The sequence below is a fragment of the Roseibium hamelinense genome, from assembly GCF_007830545.1.
GTDB classification, from domain to species: Bacteria; Pseudomonadota; Alphaproteobacteria; order Rhizobiales; family Stappiaceae; genus Roseibium; species Roseibium hamelinense.
In genome coordinates this window covers 137,204-158,669 of sequence record NZ_VLLF01000003.1, presented here as the reverse complement: position 1 = coordinate 158,669, position 21,466 = coordinate 137,204, and the positions used below count along the sequence as shown (strand labels likewise).

18 protein-coding genes are annotated in these 21,466 nt (G+C 58.4%); 11 read left to right on the top strand and 7 right to left on the bottom strand.

Features of this window, described 5'->3' with window-relative positions; genetic code table 11:
• Positions 1–121: 121 nt before the first annotated feature.
• Together JM93_RS08255 and JM93_RS08250 are read left to right on the top strand one after the other, a co-directional pair.
• Positions 122–439: a hypothetical protein gene (locus JM93_RS08255; RefSeq protein ID WP_145342173.1), complete on the top strand. Its 318-nt coding sequence runs from the start codon at positions 122–124 to the stop codon at positions 437–439.
• A gap of 135 nt (positions 440–574) precedes the next feature.
• Positions 575–3,121 carry a mechanosensitive ion channel family protein gene (locus JM93_RS08250; RefSeq protein WP_145342171.1) on the top strand — a complete coding sequence of 849 codons (2,547 nt, stop codon included), beginning with the start codon at positions 575–577 and terminating at the stop codon, positions 3,119–3,121.
• 45 nt (positions 3,122–3,166) lie between these two features.
• On the opposite strand, the gene JM93_RS08245 is transcribed toward JM93_RS08250, so the two are convergent.
• Positions 3,167–3,565: a nuclear transport factor 2 family protein gene (locus JM93_RS08245; RefSeq protein ID WP_145342169.1), complete on the bottom strand. Its 399-nt coding sequence runs from the start codon at positions 3,563–3,565 to the stop codon at positions 3,167–3,169.
• A 168-nt stretch (positions 3,566–3,733) separates the two neighbouring features.
• Positions 3,734–5,233 (bottom strand): CoA-acylating methylmalonate-semialdehyde dehydrogenase, encoded by a 1,500-nt coding sequence (locus JM93_RS08240; protein WP_145342167.1) that lies wholly within the window; start codon positions 5,231–5,233, stop codon positions 3,734–3,736.
• Between the two features lie 149 nt (positions 5,234–5,382).
• On the opposite strand from JM93_RS08240, the gene JM93_RS08235 reads away from it, so the two are divergent.
• On the top strand, positions 5,383–6,264 hold the full coding sequence (locus JM93_RS08235) for a LysR family transcriptional regulator (RefSeq protein WP_145342165.1): 882 nt from the start codon (positions 5,383–5,385) through the stop codon (positions 6,262–6,264).
• A gap of 46 nt (positions 6,265–6,310) precedes the next feature.
• Here JM93_RS08235 and JM93_RS08230 read toward each other — a convergent pair whose 3' ends face one another.
• Complete coding sequence (locus JM93_RS08230; protein ID WP_145342163.1) at positions 6,311–6,838, bottom strand: AAA family ATPase; 528 nt, start codon at positions 6,836–6,838, stop codon at positions 6,311–6,313.
• Between the two features lie 154 nt (positions 6,839–6,992).
• Between JM93_RS08230 and JM93_RS08225 the strand changes: the two genes are divergently transcribed.
• Positions 6,993–7,928 (top strand): pirin family protein, encoded by a 936-nt coding sequence (locus tag JM93_RS08225; protein ID WP_145342161.1) that lies wholly within the window; start codon positions 6,993–6,995, stop codon positions 7,926–7,928.
• Between the two features lie 21 nt (positions 7,929–7,949).
• On the opposite strand, the gene JM93_RS08220 is transcribed toward JM93_RS08225, so the two are convergent.
• Complete coding sequence (locus JM93_RS08220) at positions 7,950–8,693, bottom strand: DUF6030 family protein (protein ID WP_145342159.1); 744 nt, start codon at positions 8,691–8,693, stop codon at positions 7,950–7,952.
• Positions 8,694–8,957: 264 nt separating this feature from the next.
• Here JM93_RS08220 and JM93_RS08215 point away from each other — a divergent pair, with 264 nt between their 5' ends.
• Together JM93_RS08215 and mak are read left to right on the top strand one after the other, a co-directional pair.
• Positions 8,958–9,671, top strand: coding sequence for a class II aldolase/adducin family protein (locus JM93_RS08215; RefSeq protein WP_145342157.1), 714 nt, complete (start codon positions 8,958–8,960; stop codon positions 9,669–9,671).
• Positions 9,672–9,674: 3 nt separating this feature from the next.
• On the top strand, positions 9,675–10,571 hold the full coding sequence (gene mak / locus JM93_RS08210; protein ID WP_145342155.1) for a fructokinase: 897 nt from the start codon (positions 9,675–9,677) through the stop codon (positions 10,569–10,571).
• Positions 10,572–10,608: 37 nt separating this feature from the next.
• Here the strand turns inward: mak and JM93_RS08205 are convergent, their stop codons facing one another.
• Both JM93_RS08205 and JM93_RS08200 read right to left on the bottom strand, forming a co-directional pair.
• Positions 10,609–11,742: a glycosyltransferase family protein gene (locus JM93_RS08205; RefSeq protein ID WP_145342153.1), complete on the bottom strand. Its 1,134-nt coding sequence runs from the start codon at positions 11,740–11,742 to the stop codon at positions 10,609–10,611.
• 11 nt (positions 11,743–11,753) lie between these two features.
• Positions 11,754–12,737 (bottom strand): class I SAM-dependent methyltransferase, encoded by a 984-nt coding sequence (locus JM93_RS08200; protein WP_145342151.1) that lies wholly within the window; start codon positions 12,735–12,737, stop codon positions 11,754–11,756.
• Positions 12,738–12,992: 255 nt separating this feature from the next.
• Between JM93_RS08200 and JM93_RS08195 the strand changes: the two genes are divergently transcribed.
• The 3 genes from JM93_RS08195 to JM93_RS22335 all read left to right on the top strand — a co-directional run bounded on the left by JM93_RS08195 (position 12,993) and on the right by JM93_RS22335 (position 16,431).
• The gene (locus tag JM93_RS08195; protein ID WP_145342149.1) at positions 12,993–14,771 is read left to right on the top strand and encodes a hypothetical protein; all 1,779 of its coding nucleotides are present in this window, start codon (positions 12,993–12,995) and stop codon (positions 14,769–14,771) included.
• 41 nt (positions 14,772–14,812) lie between these two features.
• Complete coding sequence (locus JM93_RS08190; RefSeq protein ID WP_145342147.1) at positions 14,813–15,550, top strand: glycosyltransferase family protein; 738 nt, start codon at positions 14,813–14,815, stop codon at positions 15,548–15,550.
• A 119-nt stretch (positions 15,551–15,669) separates the two neighbouring features.
• Complete coding sequence (locus tag JM93_RS22335; protein ID WP_145342145.1) at positions 15,670–16,431, top strand: FKBP-type peptidyl-prolyl cis-trans isomerase; 762 nt, start codon at positions 15,670–15,672, stop codon at positions 16,429–16,431.
• Positions 16,432–16,442: 11 nt separating this feature from the next.
• Here the strand turns inward: JM93_RS22335 and JM93_RS08180 are convergent, their stop codons facing one another.
• The gene (locus tag JM93_RS08180) at positions 16,443–17,438 is read right to left on the bottom strand and encodes a DMT family transporter (RefSeq protein WP_145342144.1); all 996 of its coding nucleotides are present in this window, start codon (positions 17,436–17,438) and stop codon (positions 16,443–16,445) included.
• A gap of 193 nt (positions 17,439–17,631) precedes the next feature.
• Here JM93_RS08180 and JM93_RS08175 point away from each other — a divergent pair, with 193 nt between their 5' ends.
• The gene (locus tag JM93_RS08175) at positions 17,632–18,183 is read left to right on the top strand and encodes a MarR family winged helix-turn-helix transcriptional regulator (protein WP_145342142.1); all 552 of its coding nucleotides are present in this window, start codon (positions 17,632–17,634) and stop codon (positions 18,181–18,183) included.
• A 358-nt stretch (positions 18,184–18,541) separates the two neighbouring features.
• Complete coding sequence (locus JM93_RS08170; RefSeq protein ID WP_208995030.1) at positions 18,542–21,427, top strand: hypothetical protein; 2,886 nt, start codon at positions 18,542–18,544, stop codon at positions 21,425–21,427.
• The last annotated feature ends 39 nt before the right edge of the window (positions 21,428–21,466 follow it).

The following is a 21,466-nucleotide window of genomic DNA, read 5'->3' as shown; positions in this document are numbered from 1 at the left end:
GGCCCACCGGCTTTTTTTTTTGCCTTCAGCTCCGATCCGCACAGACATCACTCCTGACAGCAAGCTGGCAGCAGGCCTTTGGCATAAAGGGATCATCGCGTTCTAAGATATGGAGATGGACATGAGCGGACACTGCCTTGAACTGGTGGTTTTCAAAGTGAAAAACCCTGAAGATGCTTGCAAGGCCCGCCGCGCCGCCCAGGATTGCGTCAAACACTATGACGGTTTCTTGAGCTGGACCGCATATGAAGATGCCGAGGGAAGCGGAACATTCGCGGATATCGTGTCATGGCGCGACCTGTCCTGTGCCAAAGCAGCCGCAAAACGTGTGGTTCACGATCCCGGGTTCAAGGCGATCATGGCCGAAATCGACGGTTTGATCACCATGGGGCACTACACGCCCGACCGAACGGTCATGACCGCGCGCAAAGCGGCCTGACGGTCAAAAACAATCAGAAGGAGAATTTTTGAGAAAAATCTTGATTTTTCTCCTTCTGATTGAATCCGCAACACGATTTTAACGCTCCTGCGTCTAAACCTTCCGAAGGGATAGTTTTAGTCAGGGAGAGCGGGCATGCCTGAAAACGGCAAGTCTAACAGTCAGCGTGTGCTTCATCTTGCAACTCTGGCAACACGTGCGTGGGTCATCGTCAGCGTTTTGCTTGTCTTGGCAAGCACAATTCAGGTATTGGCGCAGCCGTTGCAGACCAGCCAGCCGCCGTCACCTTTGCAGCCTGCCCAAAATGCCAGCCCCCGCGACTCCCTGCAGAGTTTCCTGCGCAACACGGACGCCTTAATCGCACTCTGGCGTGTCAAAGCGCCCATTCGTGAACAAAAACTGTATCTACGGGCGGCCGTCGAAAGCTTCAATTTCGAAGACACGCCTTATGCCTCTTCCACGTCTGAGCAGATCGAGCGGCTGCTTCTGGCCCGCGAGATCCTGGCCAGAACCGTCTTGCCGCCGTTTGACACCATACCGAACCAGGCCGATGTTGCGGCCACAGGCCTGACATCGTGGACAGTGCCTGGCACAGACCTGCGGATGACGAGGATCGAGGCGGGACGGGATGCCGGGGACTTCAAATTCGATCCGATCACAATCGAAGAACTGGAGCTCGATTACCGCCGCTCCCGCGAATTGCCGAGGCTGGACGGAGCGCAAGATGCCTATCAGGAATACAGTCTCAAACCGGACATTCACGGCATAACCGAGGATCTGATCGCAAACCGGCTGCGCGGCGTGCGCACCACCAGTCCGCGCGACACGCTGGAAGCCTTCATGTTCAACATGAATGCGGCCTACGCAATTGCAACGCGCGCGGAGGCCGCCCTTGATGCCGTGCCCCCGGCAATCAGCCTGCAAAAAGCGCGCGAATTGCAAATGGACGCCGACGATCACCTTCTGCAGGCAACATCCGTGTTCGACCTGTCGGAAATCCCGGACGTTCTGCGCCGGGACACCGGCACCGAATCTGCACTCTTGCTGAAAGAAATCCTCGACCGCATGCCCCTACCGCGGCTGGATGCAATCCCTGACGCAGCCGATCTTTCCGGCCTGGCACCGGAGCAGGCTTACCGTTGGCGGCTTCCCGGCACCCGGATCGAGATCGAACGCCTGCAATCCGGCCCCAATGCCGGGAACTTTCTGTTCGACAGCGCCTCGGTCGAGATCTTGCTTGAAAGCTATGACGCGCTCAAGGATCTGCCCTATCGGACGGATAGCACGCTCACACTTGCCGATTTCCGCTCGTCCAATGCAACGCCCGGCTTTTATGAGTTTTACATCTCCACCCCTGGCTATCTTGTTCCCAGCACGCATGTGCTCGGCGAGATCGTTGAAAGGCTGCCTGGGTTTCTCAGCGTGCTGGTGTCCGGCCAGACCCTGTGGCAGTGGCTGGGTCTGGTTCTGACCCTCATTGTCCTGGCGGCGGCATGCTGGGTGGTGTTCAAGATTGTCGATGGCGCGGCCCTCCGGTTCCCGGGCCTGATCACATCCTGGGTCGCCATCACAGCGCCGCTGCTGGCCGCTTATTTTGTTCACTTGGCAACGGGCTTTGTCGACAATGACATCAACTTCACCGGCATTGAACTAAGCTACTTGTTATTCGGGGCCGGAGTTCTCGAGCTCGCATTTTATGTGTGGGCGGTCTGGCGGCTGTTCAACGCTGTTGGAACGACGATCCTCGCCTCGCCGACCATGTCCGGGCGGGGATTCGATACCAGCCTGATCCGGCTCCTGTCCGGCATTTTGGCCGTGATTGCGAGCGTCGGTGTTGCCGTGTTCGGGCTGGAGCGTCTCGGCGTCGACATCGTGCCGCTTTTGGCCGGCCTTGGCGTGGGCGGTTTGGCGGTTGCGCTTGCGATCCGCCCAACGCTTGAAAACCTGATCAGCGGCCTGATCCTGTTCACCGACAAGCCCGTGCGCGTCGGCGATTTCTGCACTTTCGGGGACACCAGCGGGACAGTGGAAGATGTCGGGATCCGCTCGACCCAGATCCGTGGCCTCGACCGGGCGCTGGTCTCGGTGCCGAACGCGAAATTCGTCGATATGGAGCTGATCAATTGGGCCCGCTGCGACAAGATGCTGATCAAGACCACCATCGGCCTACGCTATGAAACCAGCGACGACCAACTGCGTTTCGTGCTGGTCCGCTTACGGGAAATGCTGCATGCCCACCCGAAGATCGACAACGAGACCATCAGGGTGCGGTTTTCCAACTACGGAGACTCTTCGTTGGACATCGCCGTCCGTGTTTATGCCCTGACAAATGACTGGAACGAGTTTCATGCCATCAGGGAGGACGTTTTCCTTCGGATAAAGGCCATTATTGAGGCCTCCGGCACCGGGTTCGCCTTCCCCTCGCAAACACTATACATGGCGCAGGACGACGGGCTCAATGAAGACCTCTCGGCCCGGGCGGACGAGGAAGTCGCCGCCTGGCGGCGGTCAGGGACCCTTCCTTTCCCGCGCCTGACGCCGGACCGGATGAAGGCGCTGGACGGAACGCTGGACTATCCGCCGGAGGGCTCTTCGGAATCGGCGCAGGCCAGAGCACGGGATACACAGGCGGCCGAACCGCTGTCGGATCCGGAGTGGGCACCAAAAAAAGAACCCGCCTGACCAATCTCACATGGGTTGATGTTCAAGCGGGCCGGGCGCTGCCGATTACTCGTTTTCAGCGAGCAGCTGGGCAACGAGCGCAGAGTCCAGATATGCCCGCACTTTCTTGATCTTGTTGTCGGTGTCGAACGTGAAGACCCAGCAGTAACGATTGTCGAAGGGTTTGCCGTTGTTGGCGGTAGACGTGCCGCGCATTTCGACGATCGCAACATTTCCGTCCACAAAAACGTCGACAACGGCAAGATGCGTCCCCTCCTTCAGCACCTTGTCCAGGCGCGCAAAGGTGTGGGCATGAAAATCCGCCTTGGAGCGGTAGTGTCCGGCAAGCGGATGTGTGCCCATCACCGTCCAGTCGACATCGTCCCGGACTTCAGCGAAAAAGACATCTCCGTGACCCGTTTCCAAGTTTCCAAAAAGGGTTTTGACCGCCTGTTTGTTCAGCATTGCTTGTCCACTCCCATGGTTTGACAGAGCACATATAGGTGGCTGTGAGCCCCCCCCGTCGTGAAACTTCTGTAACAATCGCACCCGGCAGACATAAAAGCGGCGCCGAAACAGGTCCGGCGCCGCCTAGTTGTGCTTGACTTGCAAATCTCCCTTTGCAGAGAAGACTTACTTCATGGTCGGGATCGAGAACTCTGCCCCATCCTTCAGGCCGGACGGCCAGCGGGAGGTGACAGTTTTCGTGCGGGTGTAGAACTTGAACCCGTCCGGGCCGTGCTGGTTCAGATCGCCAAAGCCGGACTTCTTCCAACCGCCAAAGGTGTGATAGGCGAGCGGCACCGGGATCGGCACATTGATCCCAACCATGCCGATGTTGATGCGCGAGGCAAAATCGCGGGCCGTATCCCCATCGCGAGTGAAGATCGCCGTGCCATTGCCGTATTCATGGCTGAGCGGCAGGTCGAGCGCTTCCTCGTAGGTGTCGGCGCGCACAACAGACAGAACCGGGCCGAAGATCTCGGTCTTGTAGATCTCCATGTCCTTGGTGACGTTGTCGAACAGGCAGCCGCCCATGAAAAACCCGTCCTCATAGCCCTGCATGGAAAAGCCGCGGCCATCGACCACCAGGTTCGCGCCTTCCTTGACGCCTTGATCGACCAGACCCTTGACGCGGGTCAGCGCTTCCTTGGTGACCAGCGGACCGAAGTCGACATCATCGCCTGCGGTGTACGGTCCGATCTTCAGCGCTTCGACCTTCGGTGCCAGCTTTTCGATCAGCGCGTCGGCCGTGCTCTTGCCAACCGGAACCGCAACGGAGACCGCCATGCAGCGCTCGCCGGCGGCACCATATCCAGCACCAACGAGCGCATCGGCCGCCTGGTCCATGTCCGCATCCGGCATGATGATCATGTGATTTTTCGCGCCGCCGAAGCACTGCGCGCGTTTTCCGGACGCGGTCGCGCGGGAATAAACGTATTGCGCAATTGGCGTGGAACCGACGAAACCGACCGCCTGGATGGTCTCATCGTCCAGGATCGCATCAACGGCGCTCTTGTCGCCATTGACGACCTGCAGCAGACCAGCGGGCAGACCTGCCTCGATCATCAGTTCGGCGAGCATGATCGGCACCGACGGGTCGCGCTCGGACGGCTTCAGGATAAAGGCATTGCCGCAAGCCAGCGCCGGGCAGAACTTCCACATCGGGATCATGGCCGGGAAGTTGAACGGCGTGATGCCGGCCACGACGCCGAGCGGCTGGCGCATGGAATACATGTCGATGCCCGGACCTGCGCCTTCGGTGAACTCGCCTTTCAAAAGATGCGGCGCGCCGATGCAGAACTCGGCCACTTCCAATCCGCGAATGACATCCCCCTTGGCATCCGGCAGGGTCTTGCCGTGTTCACGCGACAGCGCTTCGGCCAGTTTGTCCATGTCGCGGTTCAGAAGATCGACGAACTTCATCATCACGCGGGCGCGGCGCTGCGGGTTGGTCGCGGCCCAGGCCGGCTGCGCGGCAGCGGCACTTGCAATAGCCTTGTCCATTTCTTCCTGGCTCGCCAGCGCTACTTGCGCCTGCACTTCGCCGGTGGCCGGATTAAAAACGTCCGCCGTGCGGCCGGATGTGCCCGCCACACGCTTGCCGTCGATGAAATGTCCGATCTGTTCCATGGTCGCTTCTCCCAAAAGCCTCGCGCGGTTTCAAAAGGCCGCTTGGCCTACACTTTACGCCAGTTTCATGGATCTTTTTTGCCTTGCATTTTTGCGCTATACAAGGCTCAATAATCCGCATCCGTTGTGCATTTTTTGAAGTCAAGAACGTGAACTGGGACGACATCCGCATCTTTCTTGCCGTGGCGCGCTCGGGTCAGATCCTGGCGGCGGGTAAACGGCTGGGGCTGAACCATGCCACCGTGGCGCGGCGGCTCACCGCACTGGAGACCGACCTGTCGGCCAAACTGTTCGACCGGTCGACATCTGGCTCCGTGCTGACCGAAAAAGGCGTGCGGTTTCTGGCCCGCGCAGAACAGATCGAGGCGGACATGCTGGCCGCAGAGGCCGATCTTGCGGACACGGAGGTCGGCGTGTCAGGCACGGTGCGGATCGGCGCCCCGGACGGGTTCGGTGTTGCCTTTCTCGCCCCGAGGCTTGGCGCGCTTGCCGAGCAACACCCCGACCTGACCGTTCAGCTGGTGCCGGTGCCGCGCTCGTTTTCGCTCTCCCGGCGCGAAGCCGATATCGCGATCACCGTCGAACGGCCTGACCATGGCCGTCTGATCGCCGGCAAACTGGTCGACTATGCGTTGGGGCTTTACGCCTCAAAGGACTACCTGTCCCGCAACGGCGTCCCGGAAACTCACAAAGACCTTGGCAATCACCGGCTGATCGGAGCCGTTGAGGACCTGATCTACGCACCCGCCCTCAACTACTTCGAGGATTTTGCAAAGGCCTGGCCCGCGCGGTTCGAGATAGCTTCGGCCCTCGGCCAAACTGAAGCCGTGAAGGCCGGGGCCGGTATCGGCATCCTGCACACTTTCATTGCACGGACCGAGCCGGATCTGGTTCCCGTTTTGCCGGACATCCGGGTCGAACGGGCCTACTGGACCGTCTGCCACGAAAGCACCCGGCCCTTGCGCCCCGTCGCCGCGGCGCTGGACTTCCTGAACCGGATTGTAGCAGAAAACAGGGTCATGTTCGGGTGAACAAAAGCTCCCGGTTCCCGGCCTGTCCGCAGGTGACGCCCTGGAGTTAGCCGGCTCTCGTGCCAACGTTCTTCAAAAAGGTGTTCACCTCCTGCACCGTCGTGAGGCGGTGGACGGTCAAATGCGCAGGCGGTGCGTCGTGAACCGCTTGAAGCTTGGCGCGCGCGGTATGACGCGTGTCCCAAATAAATTTCAAAAACAGCAGGGTCTGCCAATTGAAGCGTTCAGGACAACCTTCGGGCAGATCCGGCCGATTCTGTCCGTAGTATCGGACGGACCGCCGCAATACCCGCGCCATGCGCAGGCCGACCGGCACATCCAGCCAAACAAAAGTGTCCGCCCGCGCGATGCGTTCGGCGTAGGTTCTGGAATGCCCGCCCTCGAAGATCCAGCGTTCCTGCATGTGAACCTGCCGGGTCATCGTGTCCTTCTCGTCCTTGCTGCGCTCCTGCCAGCCGGGCATCCAGTGGATCATGTCCATGTGAAATACCGGCAAGCCCGTTTGCTCACCCAGCCTGCGCGCGAGGGTGCTCTTCCCGGAACCGGGGCCGCCAGTGATCATGACGCGTTTCATCTAAAACTCTTGAGTGCCGCATGGGTGGGCTGCGCGTTATACCTGTATCGCTTCGGCGCGCAATACCGAAACACACTGTTCAATAGACATCTGCTCTCATCGGGTCCTATCTGGTTTGCACAAACGCAAGCGCTTTTATGGAGAGGAGTGACCCATGAGCTGGCTGAACTGCCCTGACCCGATCCCCGGCGACGCTGCAAGCTGCGATCCGATTGAGACCATCATCATGCCGCGTACGTCGGACCTTGGCGGGTTTTCGGTCCGCCGTGCGCTGCCGTCCGCCAAGAAACGCATGGTCGGACCCTTCATCTTTTTCGACCAGATGGGCCCGGCCGAGCTGCTGGTTGGTGGCGGCATTGACGTGCGCCCGCATCCGCATATCGGGCTCGCCACCGTGACCTACCTGTTTGAAGGCGAGATGTATCACCGCGACAGTCTGGGCACGGAAATCGCAATCGCACCAGGCGCTTTGAACTGGATGAGTGCGGGCAAGGGCATTGTTCATTCCGAGCGCGAACGCCCCGAAAGGCTCACCGCCAAACGCCCTTTGTTTGGACTGCAAAGCTGGGTGGCCTTGCCCAAACATCTGGAAGAAAGCGATCCTTCCTTCCAGCATCACGGCACGGATGAGCAGCCGGAATTTGCCGATGGCGGGGCCTCGGTAAAGCTGATCGCCGGCGAGCTGTTCGGCCACAAGGCGCCGGTGAAAACCGCCTCAGACATGTTTTATGCCGATGTCACGCTCGACCCGGGGGCGAAGATGCCGCTGGATGCGGGCTGGGAAGAACGCGGGCTCTACACGATTGCAGGTCAGATCACCATTGCAGGCCAAAACTTCGACCCGGCGCAGCTCATGGTGTTCAAGCCGGGCGATCATCTGGTGATCGAGAACCAGTCAAACGCCCCGGCACGCTTCGTGATTCTCGGCGGCGAACCGATGGACGGCAAACGGTACATCTGGTGGAACTTCGTCTCCTCGTCCAAGGAGAGGATCGAGCAGGCCAAGGAAGACTGGCGGACCGGGCGCTTCGACACCGTGCCGGGCGATGCAGAAGAGTTCATTCCCCTACCCGACCGTCCAGGGCCTTGAATCCGGCCCGTTTTAAGCCGGTTACGGCTGTGACACCCGGGGAGCCGCGGGGCGCTGGCCCACCGGCTTTTCAAACCCGCTTGCGGGCCGGATCAGCTCCGGCTCGCTGAAATCGAGCACGATGTTGAGCCGCTGCGACGCCAGCGGATCGCCGGTCAATTCCGGGTCCTCCGGCGCGACCCTTAAGCGGACCCCGCGGTCTTCCATCTCAAGCGCCTGAAACTGCGACACAGCCTGCAGGAGCGCGTCAGGGACCGCCCAGGCATACCGCGCCGACAACTCGGTGATGACCAGATTGACAGCCTCGATGCCGATCGGCTTTTGTGCCGGATCCTCGACCACCAGCTTCAGGCGCAAGTAGTCGATGCTGGTCTCATCCGGCCCCCGCAACAAAAAGAACAGGGTCGACGGCCCGAAATCGACGCTCGGGGTCGTCAACTGCACCAGATCGGAAGCGCATTGCCAGCGGCCGCGCTGAAATGGCGCGCGCTGCCAGCCCCGGTTTTCTAGGCCAAGTTCTTTCAATTGGTCGCACAGCGCCTGCGGTTCACCTGTGAAGGTCAGTCTCAGGCGGGCCGGCAATACCGGAGTAGGCTGGGTCAGCTCGGTGCGCAAACCCGGATCAAGCGTGGCCAACGGGTCCGCCGCCCGCGGCGGGTCCGGTACGGCCGGGGGCTGCCAGACCGACACTGCGATGCCATATCCGGCAGCCGCCAGCGCAAGCAGCACCAGCGGCAGGCTGATCAGCGCCGACTTGCGCCACACGTCCGGGTCGCGCGGCGGGTCCGGCTCGCCCCACAGGTTCCGCTCCCGTGGCGGCCCGCCGGGTCGCCGCAGACGATTTCCGGATCGCGCCGCGGCGCGGCCGGGCGTTGGAGAGCGCTTGTCAGGCATTGCGCACCGGATTGAAGATCATGTTCACCATCCGCCTGTCATACCCGTTTTTTCCCGTCAAAGCATGGCGATGTCATGGCTTGCAAGCAGCCCGCCGCCCGGCTTAAAAGTGGCGGTCCCGTTTGGAAAGTTCTGATGGCTCCGGCTTTATCGCAAAAAGACACTCCCGACCTGCGCCGTGCACTCATAGAGACTGCCCGCACCTTGCCTGTGCTTGGTCTCACCAAGGGCACCTCGGGCAATGTGAGTGCGCGCATCGACGCTGGATTTCTCGTAACTCCGTCCGGGACCCCTTATGAAAACCTGTCCGAAGAGCTGATCGTCGCCATGGATCTTGAGGGCGGATATTATGGCGACACGCTGCCCTCTTCCGAGTGGCGGATGCATCTGGACATTTACCGCGCCCATCCCGCTGCGGGCGCAGTGGTGCATTGCCACAGCCCGCGCGCAACCGCCCTGTCGTGCCTCAGGCGCGGCATTCCGGCCTTTCACTACATGGTCGCGCTTGCCGGCGGAGACCGGATCGACTGTGCGGACTATGCGACCTTCGGCACGGCGGCCTTGTCGAAGGCCATGCTGGCGGCGATGGGCGACCGGTCTGCCTGCCTTTTGGCCAATCACGGCCAGATCGCCTGCGGCCCGAACCTGAAAAAGGCGCTGGCAGTCGCAGAAGGCGTTGAAGACCTTGCGGACCAGTATATGAGCGCACTGAGCGTGGGTGATCCAGTGATTCTGGACGTGACCGAGATGCGCGAAATTCTTCGAAAATTCAAAAACTATGGAAAACAGGCGTTCGAGCAGGATGAGGCGGCCGGCGCCTCCTTCGAATTGCCGACAAGACTGGGATAAACCATGCGACTGGGCATTGACTGGGGCGGAACCAAGATCGAAATCATTGCGCTTGACGACGCCGGGCACGAGATTTTCCGCAAACGCGTCGCAACCCCGCGCGACGATTATGCCGGCTGTATCGAGGCGGTTGCCGGACTTGTGGCGGCTGCGGAGCAGGAAACCGGCCAGACGGGCACCGTTGGCTTCGGCATCCCCGGCTCGATTTCCCCGGCAACGGGGCTGGTAAAAAACGCCAACTCGACCTGGATGAACGGCCAGCCGCTGGACAAGGATCTGGAGGAACGGCTCGCCCGTCCGGTGCGGATCCAAAACGATGCCAATTGCCTTGCCGTGTCCGAGGCGACCGATGGCGCAGCTGCGGGCGCGCATTACGTTCATGCGATCATCATCGGTACCGGGAGCGGCTCCGGAATTGCCATTGACGGCAAGGCCCACCGCGGCGCCAACGGCATCGGCGGCGAATGGGGCGCGATTCCCGTTCCCTGGCTGAAAGACGACGAATTCCCCGGCCCTGACTGCTGGATCGGCCACCGCGGCTGCATCGACTACTGGTGCTCGGGCACCGGCTTCCAGACCGAATACAACAACGCCACGGGGCAATCGGTAAAGGGGCCGGAGATCATGGCGCTCAAGCGCGCGGGAGACACCGTTGCCACGGCCCATTATGAAGCCTATGTCAGCCGCCTCGGCCGGGCGCTTGCCATGTCAGCCAATCTGATGGATCCGGATGTGTTCGTGCTGGGCGGCGGCATGTCCAATGTCGACGAGCTGTACGACGATCTGCCGGCCGCCATGGCGCCCTACATCTTCTCCGACGCCTACGAAGTGCCAATCCGCAAGGCCAAGCACGGCGATTCTTCCGGCGTACGTGGTGCCGCCTGGCTGTGGAACGACTAATCAGGCGGCCTTCCAATCCGGGCTGACGCTCATCCGGCTACTTTGCGACCGTTTCCAATGCTTCGATCCACCGGTCACGGATGGCATTGAGCGAATAGGAACCGGCGATGATCCGTTTTGCTTCCGCCACATCAGACGCAGCCTTTTGCGGGTCCGACAGATAGGCCCGCAGGCCGCGCTCCCAGCCGTCCTGTTGGGTGCATCCGGCAAACTCGTCGAGCGAGGGCACTGGATCAGCGATTACCGGCGTTTCGCATGACAGCGAGAAAATTGCCCGATTGGCGGATTTAACAATGGAAAATGAATCCTTCGGGTTCGGGATTACCGTGACATCAGCCCGCGCGAAGTGATCGTACATCGACATCAGTGTCCAGGGCCGGAAAACGCAAGGCACCGCGTAGTCTCTTGAATAGTCCCGAAACAGTTTGCGGCTGCTCGACACCACCAGCATTTGCAGGGGAATATCCCGCCCGACTTTTTCAACCGCATCCTTGACCATCCGCAACGCATAAAGACCGGTGTTGCTGCCGGCCTTGCCGGGTGTGCCGAACCAGAAAACGGTTTTGCGATCAGGACGCAGCCAGCCATCGCGTTTGAAGATGGCATCGGCGGCAAGGCGCAGATCGCTTTTCGGGAATATGTGCTTTTCCGGGGTCAACAGAGCGGCGGACGAGAATGTGAGCCCCGCGACAGCTGTCGAGGCCCCAGGTTCGATCCAATATGCTGTCAGAGTTTCAACATCGGATTTCGGCTCTTCGCTGTCCGGGATGTAATACACTTGGCCGTCAAATCCGCTGGCAGCCACAATCGCTTCACCCAGCGCCGGACCAGTGGTCACGAACGCGCTGCAGTGCTGCAGCATGTCCGTCACCTGCCCCCCCTCCCGGCCGCTGCCATCACCGTAGTCAAGAGCATAAACATAGTCGCACAAATCATAGACGACCGGGATGCCGCGCTGCCTTGCGGCACGGGCAAGACCAATGTCTTCGTCCCGGAAGCTCTTGTTGATGATCAGAGCATCGATGTTGTGCAGCGCATCTTCATTTTCAGACCGGTCACTGACGGTGACCTTAAAGCCGCTCCGCGCCAAAGACAGCGCAGGCAAAAGCGTCCGCAGGCGCACACTGGCCACCCGCATGCTCAAAACGCCGACTTTCCAGAGGATGTTCATGCGCCGCACACTCAAGGGTTCTTGCGTTCGCCGGCCGGTTTATGCGCCAGCAACGTAAATTGATCAAACCTTCCGGCCGCAGCTTCCCGGCGGGCGAGAAACGCCGTCTTTATGGCCTGAATGCCATCCGCGTTTAGCGGCCAAGGCGAGGCCCGTCCCTCGCGCCGGGCTTTGCTGCGCACGATGTCTTTTGTCACAGGCAATGCAATCACGCGGATGTCTTGAAATCCGCAGTCCGCCAACAACGCCTCGGCGGTGGCGGGCGGGTACAGCATAATGTGGCGCGGACTGTCCAGCGCAAACCAATCCGACAAATAGGTTTGTGCCGAAAATCCAGCCGGGTTGGGTGTCGATATCAAGAGCGCGCCATTTGTCTTCAGAACGCGAAACATTTGAAGAAACACGTCCCGGGGGCGGTATAAATGCTCCAGAACATGGTTCATGACGATCAGATCAACACTGTCGTCGGCAATGTTCGTCCAGCCCTCGACAGAAGCCGGGTATGCCCGATGGCCGCGCTTTCCGGCCGCTTCAACGAGGCTCTCGTTAAAATCCATGCCGATCGTCTGGCAACCAAATTTGTGTTTCTGATCGTCCAGAAGTTTCCCGGCACCGCACCCGAAGTCGAACAAAGTGCTGTCAGGCGCTCCCAGGTGATGGGAAAAAATCGACTTGATTGACTTCGCCGCAGCGGTTTCTCCAGTCAGCATCCGAGACAGTTTCAACAGGCGCTTGTGCAGCTTTGAAAATGGCGGTTTTGACTTCTCGGCGCGCGAGTAGGGTCCATAATCGCCGCGGTAAAAGTGACCGATCGTCTCTTCGGTGGGCCGGGTCTGCTGAAAGTAGATATTGCAAGACCGGCACTTCGAATAGGCGAATTCAAAATCGTCATTGCGGAGCAATATGTCGGCGCTCGAGGTCCAGGCCGAAGGGTTTGCCGCGCCGCAATTTGGGCAGGTGTCCAGTGTTTCTATTTTGTATTCGGTAACAGCCATGGCACCCGTTCGGCGTGAGGTTGTGCGCCCCCCGCACAAAACGTGCGACGCGTGCAACAGGACAGCAGAAAAGACCCGGTCACCTCTAGTGAGCGGCAAAGGTGCCTGTCAACAGACGATCTGAGCACAGCCGGAAAGCCGTGTTCGAAGATCGGGCAGGCCCCCTCCCGATCTTGCGCAGCGCAGCGCCGGATGGCAGTTAGCGGGTCTCTGCAAACAGCCTCCTGCGCAGCCCGTCTTATGGAAGTCCCACGCATGCCATCCAGCCTGACCATCGTAACCAGTCTTGCCGACGCAGAGCGAGTGCTTGAACAGGGGCCTTCAGACAGTGCGGCACTGTGTTTTTCTCCGGATGGCTCGGAGTTCTTGAAATCACGCGGTCATGCCACGATTGATGTGGAGGATCTTTGCAGCAGCTTCACCCACGCGCGGAACCTGATCACCGCCACAAGGATGCTGCAGCAAATGGAGCAACGGCTCTTGCGGGCACACTGGCACCCTGCGGATACCGAAAGCGTGCGGATGTTTGTGTTCAACATGCTTCCGTCGCTGCTGTTGGTGCGCAGCGCGCTTAAAAACGCTCCAGCCGGCCAATTCACGGTCTTCACGCCTGGAACATGGGTTTCGTGCGAGACGATCGAAGCAGCATTGAAGCACCTGGCGCCGTCATGTGCTGCCGGTTTCGATGCGCTTTTGCCGGAACAGGACCATAGCAAACTCAATGCCCGGCTGGCGCTTCTTCTCAATCGCCTGATCCTGAAAGCGGTTGGCAACCGGCCCAAAGTCCTCCAGCTTGACCGTCCGACACCATTCACATCAAGAGTAAGTCAGCAGATCGCGGCAGGTAAGCACCGGGCTGCGATCTTGTCGAGCGGACATCCGGGCCACAATATGCTGGCCACGTTGAGACGTGGCCTTCGTGCGCTCGTCAACACGCGTGGAAAAGCGGACGCGAAACAACCGATCCGGATTTTCAGGACATCGTTTGAACGGATCGGAGAGGCGTGCCCGGTCCTGCCGGCCCCACTTGTCGATGACGAGACGCTTGATGAGATTTTGAGCGAGACCGTTACTCGCTATTTGCCGCGCCTTCTGAAAGACGGCGCCGCTGGAGAACAGCTTGCAAAATGTGTCGCTCCCAACGCCCTGGTGCTCGATCATCTGATTCAGCCCTCTGTCATCCGGGCGCAGCGCGATCTGACTCAAAAGGGCGTTGCCACGGTCATGATCAACCATGGAACAGACACGGCGCAGACAATGCGGATCTCAAGTCTCGGTGCTGCGTTTTGGGCGCGCCACGGCAGGGTCAATGCTCCAGGCATGTCCGACCTGTTCTGCAAAAGTCCGCTGACTGCGCCTCTTGCGCCCCAAGTGCTGGAGAACGCTCCAGCCGTCCATGCCATTACTGTAGGGAGGTTGTATCAACGCCGGTCCGACGAAAGCGCGCCGTTTGAAATCGTCATGGCGGGCAATTTCCGAATTGTCGAAGAGCATATTCCCTGGGTCACTGAATTGCCGGGAGAGTTCTTGCGCGGCATCATTGCGTTTGCCGAGGCCCTTGCCCAGATCCCCGACATGCGGTTGGTCATAAAGATGAAGGCTAAGAAGACCGGAGTGCCCCTGGAACGGCTAAGTGCCCTTTTCAAGGAACCACGGTTCGAGGGACGGGTCCTTATCGACACCGACACCCCGCTCAGTGCCTATTTCGAGACCATGGATCTTCTGGTCGGCAACAATTCCGCAACCCTCCAAGAGGCGTTGAACAATCGGATCCCGGTTTTCCTGAACACCTGGCGCCGGCATTACACCCATTTTCCGGCGTGTTTCGACCCGCCCTCCCCTGACGCGCGCTCAGCAGCCTATGCGGTTAAAAAACCGGACGAATTGGTGTCCATGCTCCGGGCAATCAAAGAGGTTCATAACACGCCGCTTACGGATTCAGAGTTGGACGGGCTCGTCTGGACGCAGGATCAATTGGAACAAAGCGACCGTTTTTTGCGCAATTTCCTTGATCGGGCCGCACAGGCTCACTAGGCAAGGTGCGCAAGAACACAAACAAGCGAAAGAGAGAGTTCATGCACGACAGCGTAGTCCGGGTATTTGTTGGATATGATCGCCGAATCCACGTGGCTTCATCCACACTTGCGCATTCGATCACCGAGCACAGCAGCCTGCCCGTCAGTGTCCTGCCTCTAAACCTTCGCAATCTGAAAGATGTCTTCTGGCGCGATACGGATCCAAACCAGTCAACGGAATTCTCGTTTTCACGTTTCCTGACGCCTTACCTGTCCGGTTTTACCGGCTGGTCCATTTTCATGGACAATGACATCGTCTTTCTCGACGACATCGCAAAACTCTGGGCACTGCGCGACGACAGGTATGCGGTGATGTGCGTCAAGCATGACCACAACCCGACCTCCGACACAAAGTTTCTCGGCGAAAAACAGACCCGCTACGAGAAAAAGAACTGGTCCAGCGTGATGTTGTTCAACAACGCAAAATGCCAGGCTCTGACGCCCGAATATGTCAATTCGGCAACCGGTCTGCAGCTGCACCAGTTCAAATGGCTCGACAATGACGATCTGATCGGCGAAGTCCCGGCAAGCTGGAACTATCTGGCCGGCTACACGACCGGCGTCGAACAGCCGCAGGCCATTCATTACACAGACGGTGGCCCCTGGTATCCGGAAACCGAACACACCGAGTATGCCAGCGAGTGGTTCAAGGCCTTCAAGTCCGCAAATTTGTGCGAAGTCGCCGACCTGCAGACACTTTTGGACATGACCGCGAGAAGCTTGAAGGACGCGGACTGAGCTGGCCGCGGGTCCGGCCGGCCACGATAGCACTTCACTATCCGCTCACATCCCTTTGCCTTGACTTCGCCGTCATTGACGGGCCTGTTCCGCGGGAAACGAATGTGAAGGAGATGCTCATGTTGCGCCGGTTCGCCGCCTTTGCCGCGGCCATGTTGTTCGTCTTGCCTGCTCTTGCGCAGGAGTTGCAGATCAAGGACCTTGAAAAAGGCAGCGGCGAGACCGCCGATGTCGGGGAAACCGTGACTGTCCATTACACTGGCTGGCTGATGGACGGCACAAAGTTCGATTCGTCGCTTGATCGTGGCACCCCGTTTTCCTTCACGCTTGGCGAGCGCCGGGTCATTCCGGGGTGGGAACAGGGCGTTGAAGGCATGCAGGTCGGCGGCAAGCGCGAGCTTATCATCCCGCCGGAACTCGGCTACGGCGCGCGTGGTGCCGGCGGCGTGATACCGCCGAATGCGACCTTGAAATTCGAGATCGAACTGCTGGACGTCCAAGGCAAGAAATTCGGCGATATCGGTACTGAAGAGCTGAAAGCGAAGATGGCCGAGGGCACGCCGGTGATCGACATTCGCAGACCCGATGAGTGGCAGGCGACCGGGGTGATCCCCGGAAGCCATCTGGTGACGTTTTTCGACAGTGAAGGCAACGTCAATCCGGACTTCGGATCTGAGCTTCAAAAGATCGTCTCCGGCCCGTCCGACGAGCTCGTGATCATCTGCCAGACCGGCAACCGCAGTGCTGTGCTGTCGGAATACCTTGCTGGGAATGCCGGGTTCACGAACATCGCGAATGTCGAAAAAGGCATTGCCAGCTGGATTTCAGCGGGCGGCGAAACGGCCTCCGCCACGCCCCCCGGCAATTGCTGGCTTTGCTGAAACCCGGTGTTTCATGAGACGTGCCGCTTCCGGCTGACAAACACAATGCCCACTCCGACGAGCGCAACAGAGGCCAGTTGCGGCAGTGTTGGCACCTCTCCAAACACCAGGAAGGCTAGAACAAGCCCGGTCCCGGCGCCGACGGACCCGATCTGGCTGAGATAAACCGGCCCCGCCCGCTTTTGCAGCTCAAAATAAAGAACATACTGCACGGCAAAGACCAGGGTCTGCGCCAACAGCACCATAAACGCCGCGCGTGACCATGTCTCGGGCGCAAGAGCGCTGCCTGCGGCAAATGAAAATCCAAAAAGCATGACGAAACCGGTTGCCATCATCCCTGCGCTCAACAGCAGCGGATTGGCTCCCTTTGGCCATCTCAGGCTCCGGTAGATGTTGGCGGCCGCTATAACGATAGGGACTGACAGAGCGGCGATCGCCCAAAATCCGGCAGCGGCTCCCATGGTTCTGCCCCCCAAAGCCAGGATCACACCACCCAGGAGCCCAAGCGTTACGCCCAAAGCCCTGCGCTGATCCAGCCGTTCCAATCCGAACGCCAGCGACAACCCGTAGGTCAGAACCAGCGGAAAGGCAAAGCACAACGCAATAAAGCCGGCACCGACATGCTGGGCCGCGGTGAAGGCAATGGCATTGGGCGCGGCAAACAAGCCCCCCGAAATCACGAGATACATCAGTAGCTTGCCGTCCCAGATGCCCGGCATGGTGCCCGCTGCACGCTGCGGCTGATCCGGCTGAACCTTTGAACTGCGCGACCGCTTGACACCCATCAGAGCGAATTGAAGCAGTGCAGCGCCGAGAAGCGACCACATTAAAAACGGCACCGGCTGCCAACCCGCACCGGGGGCTGCTTTGGCCAGTATTGCGGAGACCGCCAGCATGGTTCCAACGCTTGCCAGAAGGGTGAGCACCCCGCGCGGGGCATCTGGCGGATTGATGGCTGAAAGGCTTGGCGCCGGCGCGGCGGTCGGCGAAAATTGTTGTGCGGACATGGCTCTCTTCCTGATTGAAAATCAACACTCCGGGCAGGCACAGCCCCGGCGCCGTGAGCATATATATCGACGCAAAGTATCTTATTATCAAGATACTTTGCGTCGAATTTCTTAAAGCATTGACAATCAACCGTTTTCTCTGATGATGCGCGAGGAGACGCCGCCCGCCAGGGACCGAACCGGACCTTTAAACATGAGCAATCCTTTCACCGACAGCCCTGCCCTCCTGTTCGAAGACCGCGCCGCCCGCGCCAAGGCCCAGTGGGAGCGCGAGTTTCCAAATCTGGGCCTTGAGCCGCTGGACCTTGATCCGATGGTGATGCTTGGCCGTCTGGGCGAAGCAGGACCGCTGATCTTGACCAAGTTTCTGGCCCCGGCGTTTGCTGCTCTTGGTCTCAAACCGGGAGAGTTCGATGTCCTGGCGACGCTGGTGCGGTCCGGTGCCCCTTACAAGCTGACACCGACCGAGCTGTACCGCTCGACCATGACCAGTTCGGGCGGCATGACGGCCCGCCTCGACAAGCTTGAAAAGTACAAACTGATTGAGCGCTGCGCGCATCCTGAAGACCGGCGGGCTCTGATGGTGTGCCTGACACCGAAAGCGCTTGATCTCATCAAGGGGATGCTGCCGGACTACATAAAAACGCAGCACGAGGCGGTGAGCGGATTGACCAAGGAAGAACAGCTCCAGTTGTCGGACCTGCTCGGCAAATTGATCCGCTCGGTGAAGGAACCCGGTGAGTGAGGCCGTCGCTCACTTTTGCCTGTTTTGAGGAATTCATCCGCGTTACGCGGCCACCGGCAGTATTTTGCAATTCCGATACCATGTCAGCTTAATCTGGGTGTCCCAGGCTTGGCCCACATATGCGTGTTAGTTGAATCGCGACACCGTAAGCTGTATCCGTGCAGTCCGTAGAAAAATTTCTATTTCCAGAAATATTCCAGAGTATCAAACTCGCGCTTTCGATTACCAGCGTTCTTTGTTGGGGCCACAGCTTCCAACAAAAGGCGCTGCGCTCTGATTATATAGATATAAATTGATTAAATGCTGTTCAAAATACAAAATTTTGGAGGAATTACTTTCACAAAACGCGGATTTCACTATGTCATTTACGAAAACAAACCTGATTTCTCAGAAAAAACAAATTACTATCGAAAAATTTGAGGAAAACGCCAAAGCGTCCTTTCCCGGGAAGAAATCAAAATTGGCGGCACACCAAAAATTCGGCCACGGTTCGCGTTCTCATTTGAACTATGTGCGAACCAATGCGCCTTCGACGTCTCCAATGCCATCTCAGCCGCATGATCCGCTGCAGGCCATCCTCGATTCAAATCTGCCGCTCGACCCGTTTAGCAACAATGCGAACCGGCCTCTGGTCCTTCATCAAGCACCCGGCCAGAATAGTGTCCTAGCGCCCAAACAGGTCTTCAACCCCGAGAACATCGCCGATCTCGACAAGTTCAAATACGGGCTGCAGCAGGACATCCGAAATCTCAAGGATCAGAGAAAAAAATGCACAAGGATACTGGAGAACCACAAGTTCGAGCTCTTCAAGGCTCAGCAGGTGGTCAGCAACATTGACCGTACCCTTGAGGCATCACGTGGCCTCAGCCAGGATCTGAAGAACCAGAATATCAGTCCGGCGCTTGTCGAGGACTTCGATAAAAAAGCGGTGCACACGCAAGAGAACCAAAAGCACGATTGGTCCAAAAAAGTCGCGACCCACGCTCATAACGTTGAGAGCCTGAACAGAGAAGTGGAACGCTTAAACGAACAAATCGTCTCCAAGACACAACAGCTGGTTTCAACTTACAGCCTCAACGAATTTCGGGATGCGAGAAAAGCAAGTCAAAAACACGTGCTTCAATGCAAGCATGGCCTCCTGAAGGCAGAATCAAAGGGGGACTTCGAAAGTGAAAAACAGGCGAACAAACAGCAAAAAAATGCTGTCGCATGGCACAACTTCCACCTCAAAAACGTTCGCAAGACCGCCGAACTGGAACAACGCCTTCAGCAGTCAGCCGAACGGTTGGGTCCGATTGCGCGGGAACACCGAATCCAGCGCTCCATTGACCGGTTGAACCAGCTCGGTCTGGATCGGCAGTTTTCCCAAAACGACTTCGAAGTCGTGCGGGCCAATTGTCATTTCGTCACGCATTTGGGCACGCCGGTCGGGCGGCCGAACCTGCTTGCCGCAAACCTCGCGGTCAAGGACCTGCACCTGGAGAACAACCCGGCGGCGCGGAACATCGTCAACGATATGGTTGACGACCACATGGACCCCAACCCAGCCCAAACCTATATGGAGGTCGTTCGGGCCAATTGTCATTTCGTCTCGAACCTGAGCACGCATGTCCGGGAACCAAGCCTGCTTGCCGCCAATCTTGCCGTTAAGGAACTGCACTTGGAGGACAATCCGGCTGCACGGAACATCGTCAACGGAATGGTTGACGACTTCATGGCCGCACAAGCCCTGATCAAAGACACGACAAGCCAGCAAAACACGAAATTATGCCAGGAAAACGTTGTACTCCTTCTTGGCCAGAAATACGCGCAATCAGATCTCGAGATTTGGAAAGCGGAACAGCGGCTTGCTGCAGCAAATGATGAAGCCGCAATCTTCGAGCAACTTGACGAAAGCCACTTCAAACACCGCGCGGACAACACTGTCCCTGTTGACATTACAGAGGACGATTTCAAGCAGTCAGAGATCCAAAAAAACGAGACTCCGTCCAAATCTACAAAGTCCCGGATCGCCGCGAACAACAACGAAACCGACAAAAAGCCGTCGAAGACGGAGTTCCAGAGGACCTGGAACGACAAACAACTCGCGTCCGTATTCAGGGAACTTGAGTCCCTGGTAAAGTCCAAGGGGGATCTGGACCACCTGCTGAACGAATCTGTTCAAGCACTTGCAGAAGCCGAACTGCAAAAGTGCAAAAACATTGCCAATAATTTACCGCGTAATCCCGTCTCGCGGGCAAAAACTCAAAGGTACCTGATCACCCGCATGACGGAGTGCCTGGATCAAATCTACAGCAACCCGAAACGAACCAAGCGCTACGCGCTGCATCAAGAGTGCAGCCGTTTGGTCAAGCAGGACATGAACAACGTCTCAAACCGCTTGAACGCGGGCTTCCGGCATCTCCCCTATGCCACGGATACCGGTCACGGCAACGAACGCGCGTATACAATCGGACAGACCCAGGGAAAAACCTACGATGCGCCTGCCTACCTGAAAACCGAGATCGAAGCCAAGTACTCCGGCAACCGGCATGAAATACAACCGAAAAGACAGGTAACAATCTACGACGCGCGGGACAATATCCCTCCACAACATCTATACCCCGAATTGAGCCATGGCGCGCGATTCAACTTGCGCGCCGACAATGACGCACCCATGAACAATCTGCGCGACGTCCACTTCTATACGGACACACACAACAGCACGACCGTCTCGTCCAGGGTGAAGAACGAAACCGTACCGGCAACATCCATCACGGTCCACGTCGAGGACGCCGACAACAGGGCCCGGGGCGGCATTTGCGGAACGGTGCATATGAGATATCAGGAGACCCAGAACGGGCACACTGTCAAACGTCACATGAAGACGCTCGGATACCGGTCAATCGATCAACTGAACAACACTCAGGTTGATAAATTGAACAAGGACGAGCTCGCGGTACGACGTATTGATCGAAAATTTGCGGCCTTGGACCGGACGAAAGGCACTTTGGAAGGAAACGCTGCTCTGCACGCCAAAGCGCTTAAGGAAACCTTGCAAGGTGCTTTGCCAGAGCTGAATTGGGATCAACCGGCCAACACCTTGAAAAACGACAACCCGCAGGCTGCAGAGTGCCTCAGCCGAATTCCAAAACAGTTTTTCGACAAGTTGGGCGTAAAGGTCGGCGGCTCTGACACGGTTGAGGACACCTTCGACAAGATCACCCAAGCCATCAACAAACAACTCGACGGGCTTGACGTTTGACTGGATAGGTAAGGCGGCGAGCGTTTTGATGCAAAAATG

What these genes read in the sequence shown, in the direction of transcription:
- JM93_RS08175 (WP_145342142.1), top strand. Translation starts at nt 17,632, where the DNA reads ATGAGCAATCCTTTCACCGACAGCCCTGCCCTCCTGTTCGAAGACCGC.
- JM93_RS08195 (WP_145342149.1), top strand. Translation starts at nt 12,993, where the DNA reads ATGCCATCCAGCCTGACCATCGTAACCAGTCTTGCCGACGCAGAGCGA.
- JM93_RS08255 (WP_145342173.1), top strand. Translation starts at nt 122, where the DNA reads ATGAGCGGACACTGCCTTGAACTGGTGGTTTTCAAAGTGAAAAACCCT.
- mak (WP_145342155.1), top strand. Translation starts at nt 9,675, where the DNA reads ATGCGACTGGGCATTGACTGGGGCGGAACCAAGATCGAAATCATTGCG.
- JM93_RS08250 (WP_145342171.1), top strand. Translation starts at nt 575, where the DNA reads ATGCCTGAAAACGGCAAGTCTAACAGTCAGCGTGTGCTTCATCTTGCA.
- JM93_RS08225 (WP_145342161.1), top strand. Translation starts at nt 6,993, where the DNA reads ATGAGCTGGCTGAACTGCCCTGACCCGATCCCCGGCGACGCTGCAAGC.
- JM93_RS08190 (WP_145342147.1), top strand. Translation starts at nt 14,813, where the DNA reads ATGCACGACAGCGTAGTCCGGGTATTTGTTGGATATGATCGCCGAATC.
- JM93_RS08205 (WP_145342153.1), bottom strand. Translation starts at nt 11,742, where the DNA reads ATGAACATCCTCTGGAAAGTCGGCGTTTTGAGCATGCGGGTGGCCAGT.
- JM93_RS08215 (WP_145342157.1), top strand. Translation starts at nt 8,958, where the DNA reads ATGGCTCCGGCTTTATCGCAAAAAGACACTCCCGACCTGCGCCGTGCA.
- JM93_RS08245 (WP_145342169.1), bottom strand. Translation starts at nt 3,565, where the DNA reads ATGCTGAACAAACAGGCGGTCAAAACCCTTTTTGGAAACTTGGAAACG.
- JM93_RS22335 (WP_145342145.1), top strand. Translation starts at nt 15,670, where the DNA reads ATGTTGCGCCGGTTCGCCGCCTTTGCCGCGGCCATGTTGTTCGTCTTG.
- JM93_RS08230 (WP_145342163.1), bottom strand. Translation starts at nt 6,838, where the DNA reads ATGAAACGCGTCATGATCACTGGCGGCCCCGGTTCCGGGAAGAGCACC.
- JM93_RS08240 (WP_145342167.1), bottom strand. Translation starts at nt 5,233, where the DNA reads ATGGAACAGATCGGACATTTCATCGACGGCAAGCGTGTGGCGGGCACA.
- JM93_RS08200 (WP_145342151.1), bottom strand. Translation starts at nt 12,737, where the DNA reads ATGGCTGTTACCGAATACAAAATAGAAACACTGGACACCTGCCCAAAT.
- JM93_RS08170 (WP_208995030.1), top strand. Translation starts at nt 18,542, where the DNA reads ATGTCATTTACGAAAACAAACCTGATTTCTCAGAAAAAACAAATTACT.
- JM93_RS08180 (WP_145342144.1), bottom strand. Translation starts at nt 17,438, where the DNA reads ATGTCCGCACAACAATTTTCGCCGACCGCCGCGCCGGCGCCAAGCCTT.